Below are 18,274 nucleotides of genomic sequence, written 5' to 3'. Positions count from 1 at the left end.
AACTTTTATTTATTGTCCAAATGAAAACAAACGCATTTGCTCTAAGACACATTGGTCCTCGTCCTGAGGATATCGCAGAGATGCTTAAAACAGTGAAAGCTGATAGCATCGAACAATTAATCAACGAAACTTTCCCAGACGCTATTCGTCTTAAAGAAGATTTAAACCTTGCCCCTGCAATGACTGAGTATGAGTACTTATCTCACATTCAAGCATTAGGAAACAAAAATAAAATATTCCGTTCTTTCATTGGTTTAGGATATAATGAGGCAGTAGTTCCTGCTGCTATTATCCGTAACGTATTTGAAAACCCAGGATGGTATACAGCTTATACTCCTTACCAAGCTGAAGTAGCTCAAGGTCGTTTAGAAGCTTTATTAAACTTCCAAACTACTGTTATCGAGCTTTCTGGTATGGAGATTGCAAATGCTTCTCTATTAGATGAATCAACTGCAGCTGCTGAAGCTATGATCTTATTATTCGACGTAAGAACAAGAGATCAAAAGAAAAATAACGTAGTGAAATTCTTCGTTTCTGAAGAAATCTTACCACAGACTTTATCAGTATTACAGACTCGTGCTACTCCATTTGGTGTAGAGTTAGTAGTAGGTAACCACGAAGAGTTTGACTTCTCAGAAGAATTCTTCGGTGCTATCTTACAATACCCTGGTAAACACGGTATCGTAGCTGACTATGCTGACTTTATAAACCAAGCAAAAGCAAAAGACATTAAAGTAGCTGTAGCTGCTGATATCATGTCTTTAGTATTATTAACTCCTCCAGGAGAAATGGGTGCTGACGTAGTAGTAGGTACTACTCAACGTTTTGGTATTCCATTAGGATTCGGAGGTCCTCACGCTGCTTTCTTCGCTACTAAAGAAGAATATAAGCGCAGCATGCCAGGTCGTATCATCGGAGTATCTAAAGATGCTGATGACAACTTCGCACTGCGTATGGCTTTACAAACTCGTGAACAACATATCAAACGTGAGAAGGCTACATCTAATATCTGTACTGCTCAAGTATTATTAGCTGTTATGGCTAGTTTCTACGCTGTTTACCACGGACCTAAAGGATTGACTAACATCGCTTCTTTAATCCATGCAAAAGCAGTAACTGTAGCTACTGAATTAGGTAAATTAGGTATTGAACAACTTAATGCTAACTTCTTTGATACAATCTTAGTGAAAGCGGATGCTGCTAAAGTAAAACCTATCGCTGAAGCTAATTCTATTAACTTTAACTATATCGATGCTAACACTATCTCTATTTCATTAAACGAGACTGTAGAATTAGCTGATATCAATGCTATTGTTAATGTATTCGCTCAAGCTACTGGTAAGACAGCTACAGAAGTAACTGCATTAAGCACTGAAATTAAATACCAAGATAAACTAAAACGTACTTCTAAGTTCTTAGAGCACGCTGTATTTAACAGCTACCACTCTGAGACTGAGTTAATGCGTTATATCAAAAAATTAGAGCGTAAAGACTTAGCGCTTAACCACTCTATGATTTCTTTAGGGTCTTGTACAATGAAATTGAATGCTGCTGCTGAGATGTTACCATTGAGTAATGCACAGTGGAACAACGTTCATCCATTCGTACCTGCTGATCAAGCACAAGGATACTTAGAGATGCTACACGGATTAGAAGAGAAGTTAAATGTGATTACTGGTTTTGCTGGTACTACATTACAACCAAACTCTGGAGCTCAAGGAGAGTACGCTGGTCTTATGGCTATCCGTGCATACCACCACTCAAGAGGTGACTTCCAACGCGATATCGCACTTATTCCTGCTTCTGCACACGGTACTAACCCTGCTTCTGCTGCTATGGCTGGTATGAAAGTAGTCGTGACTAAAACTACACCTGAAGGGAATATCGACGTGGCTGACTTAAAAGCTAAAGCTGAACAATATAAAGATAACTTATCTTGTCTTATGGTGACTTACCCATCTACACATGGTGTATATGAGTCTGCTATCATGGAGATTACTCAAATCATCCACGATAACGGAGGACAAGTATATATGGATGGTGCTAATATGAATGCACAGGTGGCAATCACTAACCCTGCTAATATCGGGGCTGATGTATGTCACTTAAACTTACACAAGACTTTCGCTATTCCTCACGGAGGTGGTGGGCCTGGTGTAGGACCTATCTGTGTGGCTGAGCACTTAGTACCATTCTTACCTACTAACCCTATCGTTAAGGTAGGTGGAGAGAAAGGAATCACTGCTATCTCTGCTGCTCCTTATGGATCTGCATTAGTGTGTTTAATTTCTTACGGTTACATCGCTATGTTAGGAACTGAAGGACTGAAGAAAGTAACACAACAAGCTATCTTAAATGCTAACTACATGAAATCTCGTTTAGAGGAGCATTATTCTATCCTTTATACAGGTGAGAAAGGACGTGCTGCACATGAGATGATCGTAGACGTACGTGAGTTTAAAGAAAAAGGTATCGAGGTAACAGATATCGCTAAACGTCTTATCGACTACGGTTTCCACGCTCCTACAGTATCTTTCCCAGTAGCTGGTACATTAATGATCGAGCCAACTGAAAGTGAGAGCAAAGAAGAACTTGATAGATTCTGTGATGCTATGGCTTCTATCCGTCAAGAGATTGAGAATGCAACTATCGAAAACCCTGTGAACGAGCTTAAGAATGCTCCTCACACATTAGCATTATTAACTGCTGATAACTGGGATCTTCCATACTCAAGACAGAAAGCGGCTTACCCACTTCCTTATGTAGCTGAAAACAAATTATGGCCTACTGTACGTCGTATTGACGATGCTTACGGTGACAGAAACTTAATTTGTTCTTGTGCTCCTATCGAAGCTTATTTAGAAAACTAATATCTGAATAATTATAAATGGAAAAGGCTGTCCTTGAGGACAGCCTTTTTTGTATTGCAATCACTTGTATTTTACCCAAAATACGCATTAGATAGAGAAGCTATTAAATGATACTGAATAGGTCAGAATTAACAATACACATATACTATAGTATGCTACAATAGCTAATAGTGGAATTGCAAAGTCGAATTACTTTGCAGTATTTAGCGAATGCGGATTTGGGGTTAAACACAATACTTACTACAATACATATCTTGTAATATAATGTTTTTTAGCGAAGGCTTTTTGTTCCAAAGTTACTTGCTCTGACAGCTTCTCCATTTCCATAAATACACTTTCGATGTGTAAATAGCTTTCCTCAACTACCTCCTCTGTGAGAACCTTATCTACTGACTGTTTACTTAACGATAAGTAAATATCCAATAATTTATCGCATTCTTTCATATACGAAATCAAAGCCTCTCTCATTGGTACAACGTCTTCCTTGACATCCATCTTAGCATACTCCTCAATAGCTTCCCTTATGTACTCCTGAGCAGATTCTCCCCTTTGACTAAACATCGAATATCCATCCAGGCTCACAATGCTCTGCTCAATACCTACAACATCATTAACTTTAGTCACTACCGTATTCCAAACCGATACATTGTAACCTAAATCAGATTCGCGATTGTCGCAACTAACCATAAACAAGCTACTCACGAGAAATAAAATAAAATACTTTCTCATCCTATCCTTTTTAAATTTCCGCAAACTTACATTGGAAAAATAAAAACGCATTAAAAAAAATGATCTAATTAAAATGCCAAGCCACTTGGTATATGATAGATCAGTTTCTTTCCATTAAAGTGATTTAGAGATGTATTCTTATTCAAGACTACTATAAAACAAATACTCAGCGTTCGATAATCACTACTTGCCTTTTGATAAACATCCTGCAAAACAACTTTTCCAAAAACTCTAACCCATTTCTTAACCAATATATTAAAAGCATTTAAAACATTTTCTCTCTTCTCAAGAGCTATTTCTTTATCTGTCGTTTCATACTCATTTATTGCCTTAAACAGCTTTCGGCAGACTACGTTGTTGATACTACTTCTCTGAAGATTAGAATCCAAAAAGTAACCTTCTGCTTGATCTAAAAGACTTAACAACCGATCCACTGAAACAATTTCATCGAAGTAAATTCCATTAATTCCCTGCTCTTTCTTACTATATAAAAAATTATACACCCACAACTCGTGTTTTCGCTTTAAGATATCGAGAATATCCCGGTCAAAAGTATCTGAGTTTCTTCTGACATAGTCATAGTCAGATTGACAAAGAAGTACCATATCAGGTTCGTCAGAACTTATATCTTCAGTTACTTCTAAATGAGTATTATATTCTAAAATGACTCCTGACGCATTAGTAGTAGAGTTCTCTGTTTCGTTTTTGGCTAATTCAGCTTTGCAAATAGCACACCTATTTGCAGCCTCATGCCAAACAAAATCAATTTTTTCATTCATAATCTCTCATTTATTTATCAATTCAATGTTTTAACTACAAAAAACATTCACAATATAAAATATTGTAACGCTAAATAAATATGACAATCAAATAATGAGCTTTAATTGTGAATGACTTACAAAGAATAGACAACCGCTACTTTTAGTTATCAACATAGCCTTTCTAATATGTTAATAACTAAAAAACTCATATAATACTAAATTTCAATTAATTAAGAACTTTATAAACAAATACACTTATACTTATCAACATCTTATCCCTATCTTATCAACACTTATAAACATCATTTGTTTACAATTGTTGATAACTTGAATTAGAAATTAGATACTCAATTAATTGCATATATATGGGATCTTCACTAACCACTTTACTATTACCCACGATAATCATCTGTTCTTTGGCACGAGTCAGAGCTACGTTTAGTTTCCTATCAACAGATTGCTCCTCATTGAGATTCACCAAACTCTCCAGTTGATAAGGGTCACTTACTGTCAGCGAGTAGATAATAATATCCTTTTGACCTCCTTGAAAACGCTCCACTGTATCGACTATCAGTTCGTTGCTATTAGCGATATTCAGAGATTCCAACTTTGATCTAATAAGTGCTATTTGATTCTTAAAAGGTGCAATAACGCCAATTTGCTTGATGACATCAAGAGGTCGTTGATTAACATCATATAAGGAGATTAGCCGCTTAATCACCTCGACCACCAAATCAGCCTCTAATTCATTGGCTTTAGCAAAACTTTGACCTGCTTGATCTTCTACGTCTAAAAATAGCATTCGCTTAGAAGCTAATAATTGATCTAACGCATTTGCACTACAGGGTTTGAAGTCCATCATTCTGACTTGTCTTGCCAAGTACCCTTTGGCCTCTTGTGACAAATTACTCAACTCAAAAGCCTCTTTCAAAATACCGTCATAAAATACCTCATTGGGAAACTCAGCAATAGACTTGTGCATACGTCCTTGAAAAGTAAGCGTGTCACAAGCATAATCTAATCGCTCTTTCACACAATAATTATACAGGCGTTCAAACAGGGAATTGCTATGCGTGTACAGACCTATGCCTTCAAGCATAGTGTTATTAGTCTTTGCTAATTCATCATTTTGCAAAACAATAGCAGGCAATTGCTTGTGATCCCCAATCATAACAAATCGCTTGCAATTAGCCAAAATCCCCACTATTTGAGGTTCTAATATTTGTGATGCCTCGTCAATAATGATCATATCAAACTTCTTCATGGCCAGCAAGTCTGACTGATTATTGATAGTAGCTACAGTTGACAAGAAAACACGTTGCGCTTGAACCAAATGCATCAAACTTTTTCGCGAAAATGTTTTGCCTTGAAGTTCCAGAGCTTCCTTTTTCATAGCAATCGTATTTTTAAGCAAATACTTGTGATAATCAACCTCACAAGAATGTTCACTTCCTATGCGAATAAAGGGGTATTCTACATCATAATCAGACAATGCCTCGCATACGGCAGATGACAACTCATCGACCGCCCGATTTGTATAAGATAACACCAAGATATTTACACGAGAATTTTGGTAAAGCTCCTTGATTAACTCTTTGATAATATGAGAGGTCTTTCCTGTTCCCGGAGGCCCATTCAGAATAAAGTAATCATCACAAGAAAGAATATTTGTGAGAATCCTGTTTTGCTCTACAGACAGATAGTCTTTGTGAAAAGCATAAGGAGTTTTTTGCTTAGGTTTTTCTACCCCTAATAAAAGGTCTTTCTTATGTGAACTGCCTTTCATAAACTCGTATAGACTGCGATACATACTATTAAAGCCAGAGTCCATAAAGTCTTTTTCTAATGCCCATTTTTGATATCGGTTGAAATAAGCTTTATTATTCTGCCTATATCTCAGTGCAACTTCAATACTCTCTTGTGTAATACTCTTAATCACGACTTTAAAAATACGGTGCTTTACAGCTGTATCCTCAGTGCTCTCAAATGGATATAAAACACAAGAATCGCCAACCCTAAAACTGGCAAAACCATCGCCAATAAGAGGTCTTTTAAAGACTATCTTTTTTTGATCAGTATCCACTTCGTTCTGACTAATAACTAAATCATAAAAAATACTATATGCATCTTCTTTCTCATGAAATGTTTGATTCCAAAGACTTGCAAGAGAATAAACCCCTTCTCTACGACCATCTCCTAATTTGCTGTGGTTTTGTTCGCGAGCTACAAAACTGTAAAAACTGTAAAAATAAGCTTGTTGTAAAATCGTTGCCCCATAGATCGGCTCTACAAATGCTTTGTATTGCTTTTCTAAAATATTCTTAAACTTGTCATTAGTCGGTTTGTTTACAATAGACTCTACGTTTAAACCGCGAAATACCGCGCTTACCTTATTGAGATCTCCACTCTGTATCATCTTCTCATTCAAGATAATGCGATTTCTAAGTTCGCAAATCTCCTGTACTCTTTCTAAATTAATATGGTCAGAACGAAGATTGTTAGAACTAACCTTACTATATAGAATATACCCCTTAATATATTGTTGATTGGCAATATTCTTAAACGAAATCCCCAATGATTCACTAATCATCAAGTAGTATAAAAATAACTGTGTATTGTGATTATCCTTAATATTTGTACCGTAGTCAGGATATGCAGTACTTCCTGATTTGAGTTCAATAATGACAGCAGACCGATCGTTATTGGGATTATCGTAGAACAGATCCAAACGACCCTGTAACCCAAATACATTATTCAAAAATGAAGGTTCCAGAGCAATATTATCAATATCGCGTAAACCATAGTAGGTAAAGTCTTCCTGAACTACCTTAGATATGTGTCTAAAGTGCATTTGGCAAGCCTCTTGATATTCCCTAAAATGCTCCACTGATTGAATATCCCTACAAAACAAATGTTCAAATGGATAATTCTCAAAGTGCTTTTGAAATAGAGAATCAAAGTTCACTCCTTGATTGTAAAAATTATTCACAACCTCATCCATTACCAAGTTAGCAAAGTTACCGATCAATAGGTGCTTGGTATTGGGAATCGCATCCATCTTTGATTTCAAGAAAAGTAAAGGAGATAATCCAAAATCTTGATTACACTCCGCTATTGCAGATACATCTATAAGATAATCAGGCTCTAAAACGATCACAGAAGGATAATAAACATCATTGCTATCGATGTGAATATGTACTAAATAGAGTAAGGATTGCAATGGAAAGTGAGGCAGAGAAGTAAATGGTGTACTCATTTCTCCATCGTGAACTTTTACCTTTATGACTTCGTTGATATCCAATCTAAGACAATAAATAAAATTGTCATCTCTATTGACCAACGACACCTTTACCCGTTCCAAATAGCTATCAAAATACTTAGTCGCACTTGCTTTCCTACAATCGACTTCGGAGAAAAAGCAAGTATTTACATAAGGTACTGGTACACCGCTTACTTGAGATAAAAACAAGTTAACATCCTTCCAATATGTAATAAACCAAGATTCTAAATCCCTTTCATCATAGCGGTAAATCTCATTCGAAACAATTCTAAATTCGTGAATTACCGTGGATACTTTATACTTACTACAAATAAAAGCCAGTCGACTAAACAAATTGGAAAAAACAATCTTCTCATCTCTTACAATCTCTTTGGTAACCTTATCTAAAAGCCCTTTTAATCGAAGGTAATTCAATCGTATGGAAGTGCCTTCGACTTTCTGTGCGATTTCACACAGAGAAGAAAAGAAAAAGTCAGTAGAGTTCCTAAGTTTCATCATCGCGTAATTATATCACAAAAATAAGAGTATATACTGTACTTACACAGTATACAAAGTGATTTAAAAAACAAAAAGCAATACTGCCAATAGAGAACCCAAAGCAGAAAGACAATTGCATCCTAAAAAACACAGTTAATCAACCAGTAATACGACAAACCTACATCCATATACCTTCAGAGGTGTATAAAATATAATAAATCCATCAACCATTAATAATAGGACAATGAATGGGCAAAAGCCCTATTTTTCGCGTTATTGTCCTACTATTGTCCCAGAAGTGTCCTACGATCTCGCTGCAACCCGCCTATTTACTAAGGATAAGAGCCTTATTTCAAATCAACATATTTACCAACAACAACATTAATTACCTAAAAAACAGTACATTACACCAAATAATACAATAAAAAAAAAACCCTTTTTTTTGCTTTTAAGAAATAAAAGACAACAAAAGCAGCTATTAAAGAAACAAAAACAAGACAAAACACCTGTTTTTCTAAAAAAACAGTGATATAAAACTACAATTCTATAAAAAAACATCCTTCTTTTTTTTAAAGTATTCCTCATAGGAAATCCCTAAAAGGAAACTGCGACTGACTAAATCAGAGGATGACTTTAGCGATTCCACCTTTTGGAACTAAAACAATTACAATAAAAAACAGATATTCTACTCATCAAGAGAAACGGAACTTCTGCTCTATACTTAAACGACAATAATCAACTAAAAAGTAGTGTGCATAATTGTGACAAAATATAGCTGTCTTAAAAACCACATTATGCCAGTTTACAGAAAGAGTAGAGAGACAAAAACGGCTATTTAATCTCATTTTGTTATTTAGAATTGTTTTAAACAATTATATTTGCAAGGATAAAACCACTTATTATGTTTCGAAAACTATTATTATTAGCAGTACTTTCTTTAAGTACAATAGCTGCAAAAGCACAAAATGACATTGCAATTGGCAAAATGTATAAACTAAACTCTAAGCAACTTAACGAAGACAGAGAAATACAAATTTACTTGCCTAAAAGTTATACAGACACAACCATTACACCTCAACAATATCCCGTGATTTACCTACTTGACGGTGAATCAAACTTCAACTATTTAACTGCTTATGTCGAAAAACTTTCGAAGTACCCTTATCCAAGTATTCCTGAAATGATTGTCGTAGGTATTGTAAATACTAATCGCACGAGAGATCTTACCCCGAGTACGCGAAAAGAAGAAAATATGACAGAGGCTCAAAAGAGTAAAATCAAGGGAGAAAGCGGCGGTAATGCGAACTTCTTTAGCTTTATAGAAAAAGAATTGATGCCTTACATCAATGAGAATTATAGAACTATGGGCTATAACGTACTAATTGGACATTCCTTTGGAGGAATTACTGCACTTAACAACTTGTTAAACTACACCGATATGTTTCATGCCTATATCGTACATGACCCAAGTATCTGGTGGGATGGGCAGTATATGTTAAAGCAATATGAGTTGAACCCAACCAAAGATTTTAAAAATAGAAAACTCTTTGTGACACAAGTAGACGAATCTCAAAATAAAGGTGGACAAAAAGAACATTACTCAAGTATTCAAGAATACAACCAGTATATGACTAAGACGAAACTAAAAAATTTAAGTTATAAATACGTTCAATACGAAGGAGAGGATCACGGAAGCATTCCCTTAAAAGGAAACTTAGACGGACTTAGATATATCTTTGAAGGATTTGGTATAAATTTCAAGCAAATAAAAGAGAACCCAAAATTAGTCGAAGAAAACTACAAAAGCTTTAGCCAAAAAATGCACTTTGAATTTAAGCCTAATGAAGCTTACTTAAACTACATCATTGACTACTACAAAAAGATGGATGAGCAAGACACAGTAAAGTACTTTGAACAATATAGAGACAAATTACATCAAAAATAAACACATTTTCACAACTTCTTGCTCTGCATATAAAAACCTCATCAACTTCTAAATAAAATAACTATTATCTTGTCATTATATGATAATTACGCTAAGTTTACGGATAAGAAACAAAAACAACCTCCTATAATTATGAATATAAAAATTATTGGCTCAGGCTGCTACATCCCAACTCAAGTAATCACCAATAATGATTTTGACCAATTTGACTTTAGAGATGAGAGCGGTAAGCCATTCAACGACAACAATCAGAGAATAGCTAAGAAGCTACAAATGATTACGGGAATAGAAGAACGCAGATATGTTGAAAACAATCTAACCACTTCTGATATAGGAACCATTGCAGCACAAAAAGCAATCGAAAATGCTCACATCGACCCTGAGACGATAGATCAAATTATTTTTGCGCACAACTTTGGTGATATTAAACACGGTACAATACAATCGGACAATGTCCCAAGTTTAGCATCGCGTGTCAAACACAATTTAAAAATCAAAAACCCCAACTGTATTGCCTACGATATGCTGTTTGGTTGTCCGGGATGGTTACAAGGAGTGATTAATGCTTATGCCATGATGCAATCCGGTTTAGCCAAACGCTGTTTGATTATTGGAGCGGAGACATTGTCTCGCACAATAGACTTACACGATAGAGATTCAATGATTTACGCTGATGGTGCTGGAGCGACAATATTTGAAAGTAAAACTGAAGAAGGTGGTATTCTTGCAGTAAACAGTGCAAGCTACACATTAGAAGAAGCTTTCTTTATACACTACGGCAAATCATATCATCCTGACTTAGATCCTGATACAAAATACATCAAAATGTACGGGCGAAAGATATACGAATTTGCTCTTACTTGTGTACCACTGGCTATGAAAGCCTGTATGGACAAAAGTGGGGTGCCGATATCGAAAATTAAGAAAGTGATGATTCACCAAGCCAATGAGAAAATGGATGAAGCCATCGTTAAGCGCTTTTTTGAATTATACAATATGGAGATGCCTGAATATGTCATGCCTATGAATATTCACAAATTAGGCAATAGTAGTGTCGCTACTCTCCCAACCCTATATGATATGATTATTAATAAACAAATTGATCATCATCAACTTGAAAAAGGAGATATATTACTATTTGCATCAGTAGGTGCAGGTATGAATATAAACGCATTTGTTTATCAACTATAAAAATCAAAAGGTCTATGAAATTGTTCATAGACCTTTTTTATTTCTTCTTCATCTTATAGATATAGTAACCAATCGCAATCAACAATACTATATAGCAGAAAATACTAATGCTAAACTTATACTTCTTGAACACGTCAAACAAGTCCAAGATCAGGATAATAATAACGACAAGGATAACAAGGGCTAAACTTCGCTTAACAGAACTCTTACTTACCATCACTTATATACCTTTAGTTAATAAATAGCCATGCAACTATACGAATTGTATAGTTATTAGCTACTTATAGACCAATTATTATGCCAATTATTAGCTTTTCACAAGACCTTAAATGGCATTTGTTTTAGACAAAAGCATTTAAAAAAACACTAAAACCATCTATATAAAACACTGTAAAACAATCATTTAAAAAACAAATATCCAACTACATTTGCACAAAAAAAGCAATATGAAGATTCAGTGTTATCTATTCGTTATAATCTTATTGGGAACAAAATCGTTCGCACAACATATAAAACAATCAGATAAAGATCTTGTAAAAGAATTAACTGCGGAGAAATTAAATCTGTCAGTAGCCAACAACAAAAACTTCTGGGATCGTGAGGTAACTAAAATTGCCTTAGTACCTACCGTATTCTTTGGAGCTTCAGCTGCAACTTGGCACAGCAAAGAAGATATACGCGAAATAAGAAATCGCTATATTCCAACTTTCAAATACAAATATGACGATTATTTCCAGTACGTACCAGCAGCTGCAACTTTTGGACTAAAGGCAGCTGGCGTACAAGGAAGAAATAACATAAAAAGAACTACAATATCCTATGCTACAAGTATGGCTATAATGGCTATTCTTGTAAATGGTATTAAATATACAGCCAAAGTTGAACGACCAGATGGATCCACGAAAAACTCATTTCCATCAGGTCATACAGCCATGGCATTTGCCAATGCAGCATTTTTAGACAAAGAATATGGTCTTGTCAATCCTGCGTATGCTATAGGAGGATATGGAATAGCGACGATGACAGGAGTAGGAAGAAGCCTAAACAATCGCCACTGGGCACCAGATGTATTAGCGGGCGCAGGTATTGGTATATTATCTACCCAATTAGCTTACTTTTTTGTAGATAAAATTTATGGAAACAAAGGCGACAACTTGAGCTTACTCTCTAAATATGAAGGTAATGAAAACCCCTCTTTCTTATCCATTAAAGTAGGTTACACAAGTGGCTTAGCCAGCTTAGTAGAAACAGAAGATAATGAATCACTTGCCAAAATGGGATGGGAAGCAGGATTGGAAGGTGCTTATTTCTTCAATAGGCATTGGGGAATCGGAGGGCAAATAATGGTAGCGAGTTTTCCCTTTTCCGAAGAAAAACTAAGCGCACCAGAGAATCATCAAATTGATGCAAAAGTACTATCTGAATCAATGGGTAACCTAACCTTCTCTGTGGGGCCTTACTATGCTTTTCACTTCGGAGAAAAGTGGAACCTTATGCTTAAGGCTTTAGGAGGATATAGCACAGGAGCAGATGGAAACATCTCTTTAAAAGTACGTTCATCTGATATCGATATTCCAGACTTGGAGAATGGACAACTGCAAATTGCATCATACAAACCAGCTGACACATTCCAATTTACTGCTGGTATGGCTCTGACTTACAATATAACAGATAATTTAGGTGTAACTCTATATTCTGACTTTAATCACAGCCAAGCGAAAATGAAATATACAATCAACAAATCAATATTAGAAGAAGGTGATTCTCAGATCAATACTTTTCATCAACCATTTAACTATATGAGTTTAGGATTTAGATTAACAGCCTATTTTTAAATATTTGATTTTAGTAACTTTACACACTTGAATTTAGGAATGATATGAGTAAAGATTTAGAAACCATAAAGGATTATTACAAATATACTATCACAGGCAAAAACTACGGTTTTGATATCAACAACTATCAAGATGGACAGTCTCACTTTAATATAAATACGCGTAAACATTGTCACTTCAGCACTCCCTACAACAGGAGAGACTTTTTTAAAATCTGTTTAATTATTGGACAAGGGAAGTTCAAATATGGTAAACACACCTTAGTGATAGACAAACCTACTCTATTCCTTCCTTGTCCAACAATACCTTATGAATGGGAATCATGCTCAGAAAACCAAGAGGGATACTTCTGTTTATTCAACAAGGAATTCTTTCACTCAGATGCGTCTCTTGAACTATTTAAAAAAACATCCTTATTCAAGGAATGGAGCAAGCCGTTTATATTCTTAGCTGACGCAGAAGTAGAAAGCCTTAATAACTACTTTATGCAGATGTATGAAATGGCACAAAGCTCTTACCCTTTAAAGTACGAAATCATACGAAACTTAGTAGCTATTGTCTTGCACAAAGCCCTACAGTTAAAAGCAGAAGATATTCACATACAAGAGCAATCTCCTGCCGATAGACTATACCGTTTGTTTGACAATGCCTTAGATAATCAGTTTCCTTTAGATTCTCCTGCTTATCCTCTGTTGTTGAAAACACCCAAAGACTTTGCTCAACTACTGAACGTACATGTAAATCACTTAAATGCAATCGTCAAAAAAAACACAGGAAATACAACTACCCAAGTAATCAAAAACAGAGTATTCGAGGAAGCAAAAAACCTTCTTAAACACACAACCTGGGACATAGCAGAAATAGGTTATACACTCGGCTTCGATCACCCTACCCATTTTAATAACTTCTTTAAAAAATACGCCTCAATAACCCCCTTGCAATTTAAGAACACCCTCTAACAATCTTTGATTTTCGTAATTATCCCTTTGAGTCAATAAAAGCCATAAAGGCATTAGCTGTTAATTTTGCACGTCTAAACAACAATGTACTTTATGCTTAAAAACACATCAGAACAACGAAAGAAATTGATAACCGCTTTGGCTTTTATTTCCATACCTCTTTCAGGTTTTGTCACTGACATTTACTTACCGTCATTCCCTTCTATGGCAAAGGATTTGAATGTCTTGGAAAAAGAGATACAACTTACGCTTACCTGCTACTTATTGAGTTATGGTATTTCACAGCTATTTGTAGGTAGCTTATTGGATAGCATTGGTAGATATAAGCCACGGCTTATTGCTTTATTTACCTTAGTTATTACAAGCATAAGTATTGCCTACTTAGATAATATCTTTTATATCTGCTTACTTAGAATAGTTCAGGGGATAGGTATCTCTATCTTAGTTGTTGCAACAAGAGCTCTATTCATGGACCTATATGATACCGAAAAGAGAGCACACTACTTGAGTTACTTTACAGTAGTATGGTCTTGTGGTCCGATATTAGCTCCATTTCTTGGTGGATACTTGGAAAAGCTATTCAACTGGCAAGCTAATTTCTTTTTCCTTGCTATCTATGCGGGAATACTATTAATATTAGACTTGGCAATCAGTGGAGAGAGTATTCCAGAGAAGAAAAAGTTTAATCTTAAAAACACAGTTCAATTGTATTCAACCATGCTTCAAAATAAAATGTTCATGTTAGGTATTATCATTTTAGGTTTAAGCTATTCCATTGTTATGATCTTCAATATTGCAGGGCCCTTTATAATTGAAAATACCTTTCACTATAATTCTGTTGTAATAGGCTATTGTACATTAATCCTTGGCTTTTCGTGGATGTTAGGAGGATTTGTTGGTAAAAGGCGAATCTATCTCGAATTTGAACCAAGAGTAAAACAACCCGCAATAGTACAGCTTATCTTGATTGGTGGGCTTATTGCAATGAGTTACTTCTTAGAAAACATTTGGGTTATGATGCCCTTTTTATTTCTTATTCACATCTGCTCGGGTACACTGTTCAATAATTTCTTTACTTCAACAATGTTGACCTTTCCAGAAAACTCGGGAACTGCAGGTGGATTAATGGGAGGACTTGTTTACGTTATTACCTCCATATCAAGTTTTGTCATTTCATCAACGGGGAACATCTCAGGACAAATGGAATTAAGCATTCGATATATAATTATCTCTCTATTGCTTTTTTCTACCATTTTACTCATTGTTCAAGCAAATAAAAAACTGTTAAAATAAATTCAAATACAAAAACAGCTTTAGTAAATTATCAATAACACAAGTTAATAACACGAAAAAAGAGTAAATAAAGTAATTAAAAAAGGCTTTATTTACTCTTTTTTCATTTTACAAAATCCTCAAAAATTCCCTCCTATCAACAATAAAACAATTTTGTTATCAAAAAAACACAATTACCTAAAAAACAATGCTATAAACGATGCGAAATTATTGACTTCACTAAGATGTCAGTAAATTCACTTCTTGACTTAAAAAAGAGATAAAAACAGTCATTATTATCAGTAATTTTGCAACATAATTAGGTCTATAAATAAAAGTAGTAAATTATTTCTTTAACCATAGTGTACTTGTAGTACATCAAATAAAATGCAATCAAATAAAAAATTTTTAGGCTTTGCATCTGCTATATTTGCAGCGATGCTTTGGGGAGTTTCAGGTGCTTTTGCACAGTTCCTTTTTGACAAGAAAGAGTTCAATGCCGAATGGTTAGTAACAGTCCGTTTATTAATCTCGGGAGTTCTGATGTTATTCTTTGGTATAATGCAAAGAAATCCAGATGTAAAAGGTATTTGGAAAAATAAAAAAGATGCTATTCAACTATTGCTATTTAGCGTCTTGGGAATGCTGACAGTACAATATACTTACTTTGTCACTATCTTTCATTCAAACGCTGCTACTGCAACTGTATTACAATATACAGGGCCTGTATTTATAGCTGTTTACATTGCACTACGATTAAAGAAATGGCCCAAACCAATTGAATTCTTAGCTATCGGCTTAGCCATGTTAGGTACATTCTTAATGGTTACACATGGTGATACTTCTAAGCTTAGCATAAACCCTACTGCCTTAATATGGGGTATGGCTTCAGCTATCGCTTTGGCAGCATATACAATTATGCCTGTCCACTTGTTAGAAAAATACAGTCCTATCTCAATCATCGGATGGAGTATGTTAATCGCAGGTATTGCAATGAGTATTATCCACCCACCACACCACTTAGAAGGAATATGGGATGGTGAAACATTTGCTGCTGTTACATTCATTGTATTTTTAGGAACTCTGATCCCTTTCTATATATTCTTAACTGCAATTAAGAATATTGGTCCTCAGAGAGCAAGTTTATTAGCTTGTGCTGAACCTTTATCAGCTACATTCATTGCGATTACTTACTTCGGAGTACAATTTCACTATTTTGACTGGATAGGTAGTTTGTGTATCATCACGACAATCCTACTACTTACAAAGATTAAGAAGAAAGTACTTCCCGAACCGGAACTATAAATTATAAAAAAAGCGATAAACAATGAGTTATCGCTTTTTTTATGTCATTACATTTTTAAATTAAATATTCTAACTAATATTTTAACCACTTGACTTCTTAACCCTTCAGCCCATTGTGTTTTAAATAGGACATACAAGTTCAAACATAGAACAAGGAATACTTTGACAAGCAAATCCCCGATATGACTACCAACAGAGGGCAAATAGAAAACAAGTAAACAGATCCCAATCATCACAAAGAATAACTTCATAAACATGCTGTCAAAAGGCCACAACCTCATCTTCTTATAGATATAGTAAGTTTTACCGACATTAAACAAAGTTAATGAGAGCATCGAAGCAATTCCTACACCTAAAATGCCGTAAGTGGTTTGCGTTAAAAAATAAATATTCAGTAGCACATTCAATACCATCAAGCATAAGATAGAAACTAAATTAAACCTATAATACTTGGAATAGGAAATAATCTCCGTATTAAATCCTGTGGACATGTTTATAACTACATTTATACCTAACAAATAAATAATAGGAAGTGAAGGAGCTAACTTATCATAAGTCGGCATGAGTTGAAACAAATCCGCAATTCCCACTACTGTGCAACTAAATAAAAACATACCTATAAAAAACATACTCCTTGCGACCTCTTTATACTTGTAATTCAAGGTGCGCAAATCGCCTTTATTTAACAACTCTGATATGACTGGCGCATACAACGCAAAAACTCCTGTGGCTGGTATCGCCAGTGTGGAAGCTAAAGCAACACCAATATTATAGGTTCCATTTGCTTCATAGGATATAAAATAGGGAATCATCAACGAATCAACTCTAAACGCAAAGAAAGAGCCAAAGCTTCCTGCAAATGCAAATAAACTATATTGATAATACTCCCTTTTACTAATATCTGTAAATAGATCACTATAAGACCAATGCCACTTAAATTTAAAATATCGATAGATATACCAACCAATCACTAAGGCTATTAAGAAATAAGATAATATATACAATACAAGTGCCTTAGAGATACTGTATTGCAAATAAATTACTAATAAGAATACGGTAGGCAGCGTTATTTTAGGGATTATCTTTTCAAAGAAAGTGGGAAAAGAGATCTTCTGGAGATTTGTTGCTTGCCTGCGAAAAAGCTCTATATAAGCCATCGAAAAAGCTAAGGGATAAGCATACAAAATAAATTTCATATCTTCTCCTTGATAAAAGAACATACCAATAAAGAGTACAATTCCCAGACAAAGTGCGAGTTTAAACAAAGACAACAAAGAGAAACTAAATAGCTTGCTTTGCAATCGCTCATTTAACTTTGGATAGTAATTAATCAATGCATGTGTACTACCCAAAACGATAATGGGATACATTATCTGAGCACAGGCATCTACAAATCGTATAACACCTAACATCTCTTTATCTTGCGGATAAATCAATATAGTTGATACTACACCTATTACTACTCCAATATAATTGATAACAGTAAACAACAGTGCTTGTTTTGTAGAGATATTAGCTTTCATTACTATTTAAATAGACTTTCTTACTTACAAATATACTTGCTATTCAACGTTTAACTACATTTTTTTTACATTTGTAATCTGACCACCCTATTTTATGAGTTGAATCTCATCGTGTCTAAACCTACAT

The 18,274-nt window shown here is 34.9% G+C and carries 12 protein-coding genes; 7 read left to right on the top strand and 5 right to left on the bottom strand.

Going from position 1 to position 18,274, the window contains the following annotated elements:
* Positions 1–20 precede the first annotated feature (20 nt).
* The gene (gcvP, locus tag GJV76_RS03915; RefSeq protein ID WP_155091335.1) at positions 21–2,870 is read left to right on the top strand and encodes an aminomethyl-transferring glycine dehydrogenase; all 2,850 of its coding nucleotides are present in this window, start codon (positions 21–23) and stop codon (positions 2,868–2,870) included.
* A 240-nt stretch (positions 2,871–3,110) separates the two neighbouring features.
* Here the strand turns inward: gcvP and GJV76_RS03910 are convergent, their stop codons facing one another.
* From GJV76_RS03910 to GJV76_RS03900, 3 genes are all read right to left on the bottom strand, one after another.
* On the bottom strand, positions 3,111–3,599 hold the full coding sequence (locus tag GJV76_RS03910) for a hypothetical protein (protein WP_155091334.1): 489 nt from the start codon (positions 3,597–3,599) through the stop codon (positions 3,111–3,113).
* A gap of 68 nt (positions 3,600–3,667) precedes the next feature.
* Entirely contained in the window at positions 3,668–4,378 is a 711-nt protein-coding gene (locus GJV76_RS03905) for a hypothetical protein (RefSeq protein WP_155091333.1), read from the bottom strand.
* Between the two features lie 292 nt (positions 4,379–4,670).
* Positions 4,671–8,138 (bottom strand): AAA domain-containing protein, encoded by a 3,468-nt coding sequence (locus GJV76_RS03900; protein WP_230381495.1) that lies wholly within the window; start codon positions 8,136–8,138, stop codon positions 4,671–4,673.
* Between the two features lie 880 nt (positions 8,139–9,018).
* Here GJV76_RS03900 and GJV76_RS03895 point away from each other — a divergent pair.
* The gene (locus tag GJV76_RS03895) at positions 9,019–10,062 is read left to right on the top strand and encodes an alpha/beta hydrolase (protein WP_155091332.1); all 1,044 of its coding nucleotides are present in this window, start codon (positions 9,019–9,021) and stop codon (positions 10,060–10,062) included.
* 132 nt (positions 10,063–10,194) lie between these two features.
* Positions 10,195–11,253: a 3-oxoacyl-ACP synthase III family protein gene (locus tag GJV76_RS03890; protein WP_155091331.1), complete on the top strand. Its 1,059-nt coding sequence runs from the start codon at positions 10,195–10,197 to the stop codon at positions 11,251–11,253.
* 37 nt (positions 11,254–11,290) lie between these two features.
* Here the strand turns inward: GJV76_RS03890 and GJV76_RS03885 are convergent, their stop codons facing one another.
* Positions 11,291–11,470, bottom strand: coding sequence for a hypothetical protein (locus GJV76_RS03885; protein WP_160339120.1), 180 nt, complete (start codon positions 11,468–11,470; stop codon positions 11,291–11,293).
* A gap of 229 nt (positions 11,471–11,699) precedes the next feature.
* Between GJV76_RS03885 and GJV76_RS03880 the strand changes: the two genes are divergently transcribed.
* The 4 genes from GJV76_RS03880 to GJV76_RS03865 all read left to right on the top strand — a co-directional run bounded on the left by GJV76_RS03880 (position 11,700) and on the right by GJV76_RS03865 (position 16,624).
* Positions 11,700–13,088 (top strand): phosphatase PAP2 family protein, encoded by a 1,389-nt coding sequence (locus GJV76_RS03880; RefSeq protein WP_155091329.1) that lies wholly within the window; start codon positions 11,700–11,702, stop codon positions 13,086–13,088.
* Between the two features lie 44 nt (positions 13,089–13,132).
* The gene (locus GJV76_RS03875; protein ID WP_155091328.1) at positions 13,133–14,047 is read left to right on the top strand and encodes a helix-turn-helix domain-containing protein; all 915 of its coding nucleotides are present in this window, start codon (positions 13,133–13,135) and stop codon (positions 14,045–14,047) included.
* Positions 14,048–14,140: 93 nt separating this feature from the next.
* Positions 14,141–15,340 (top strand): MFS transporter, encoded by a 1,200-nt coding sequence (locus tag GJV76_RS03870; RefSeq protein WP_155091327.1) that lies wholly within the window; start codon positions 14,141–14,143, stop codon positions 15,338–15,340.
* Between the two features lie 366 nt (positions 15,341–15,706).
* Positions 15,707–16,624 (top strand): DMT family transporter, encoded by a 918-nt coding sequence (locus GJV76_RS03865; RefSeq protein ID WP_155091326.1) that lies wholly within the window; start codon positions 15,707–15,709, stop codon positions 16,622–16,624.
* Positions 16,625–16,671: 47 nt separating this feature from the next.
* Here GJV76_RS03865 and GJV76_RS03860 read toward each other — a convergent pair whose 3' ends face one another.
* Entirely contained in the window at positions 16,672–18,147 is a 1,476-nt protein-coding gene (locus tag GJV76_RS03860; RefSeq protein ID WP_155091325.1) for a lipopolysaccharide biosynthesis protein, read from the bottom strand.
* Between the last annotated feature and the right edge of the window lie 127 nt (positions 18,148–18,274).

The organism is Myroides albus (assembly GCF_009711045.1).
GTDB classification, from domain to species: Bacteria; Bacteroidota; Bacteroidia; order Flavobacteriales; family Flavobacteriaceae; genus Flavobacterium; species Flavobacterium album_A.
This window is presented reverse-complemented; position numbering and strand designations above follow the sequence as displayed.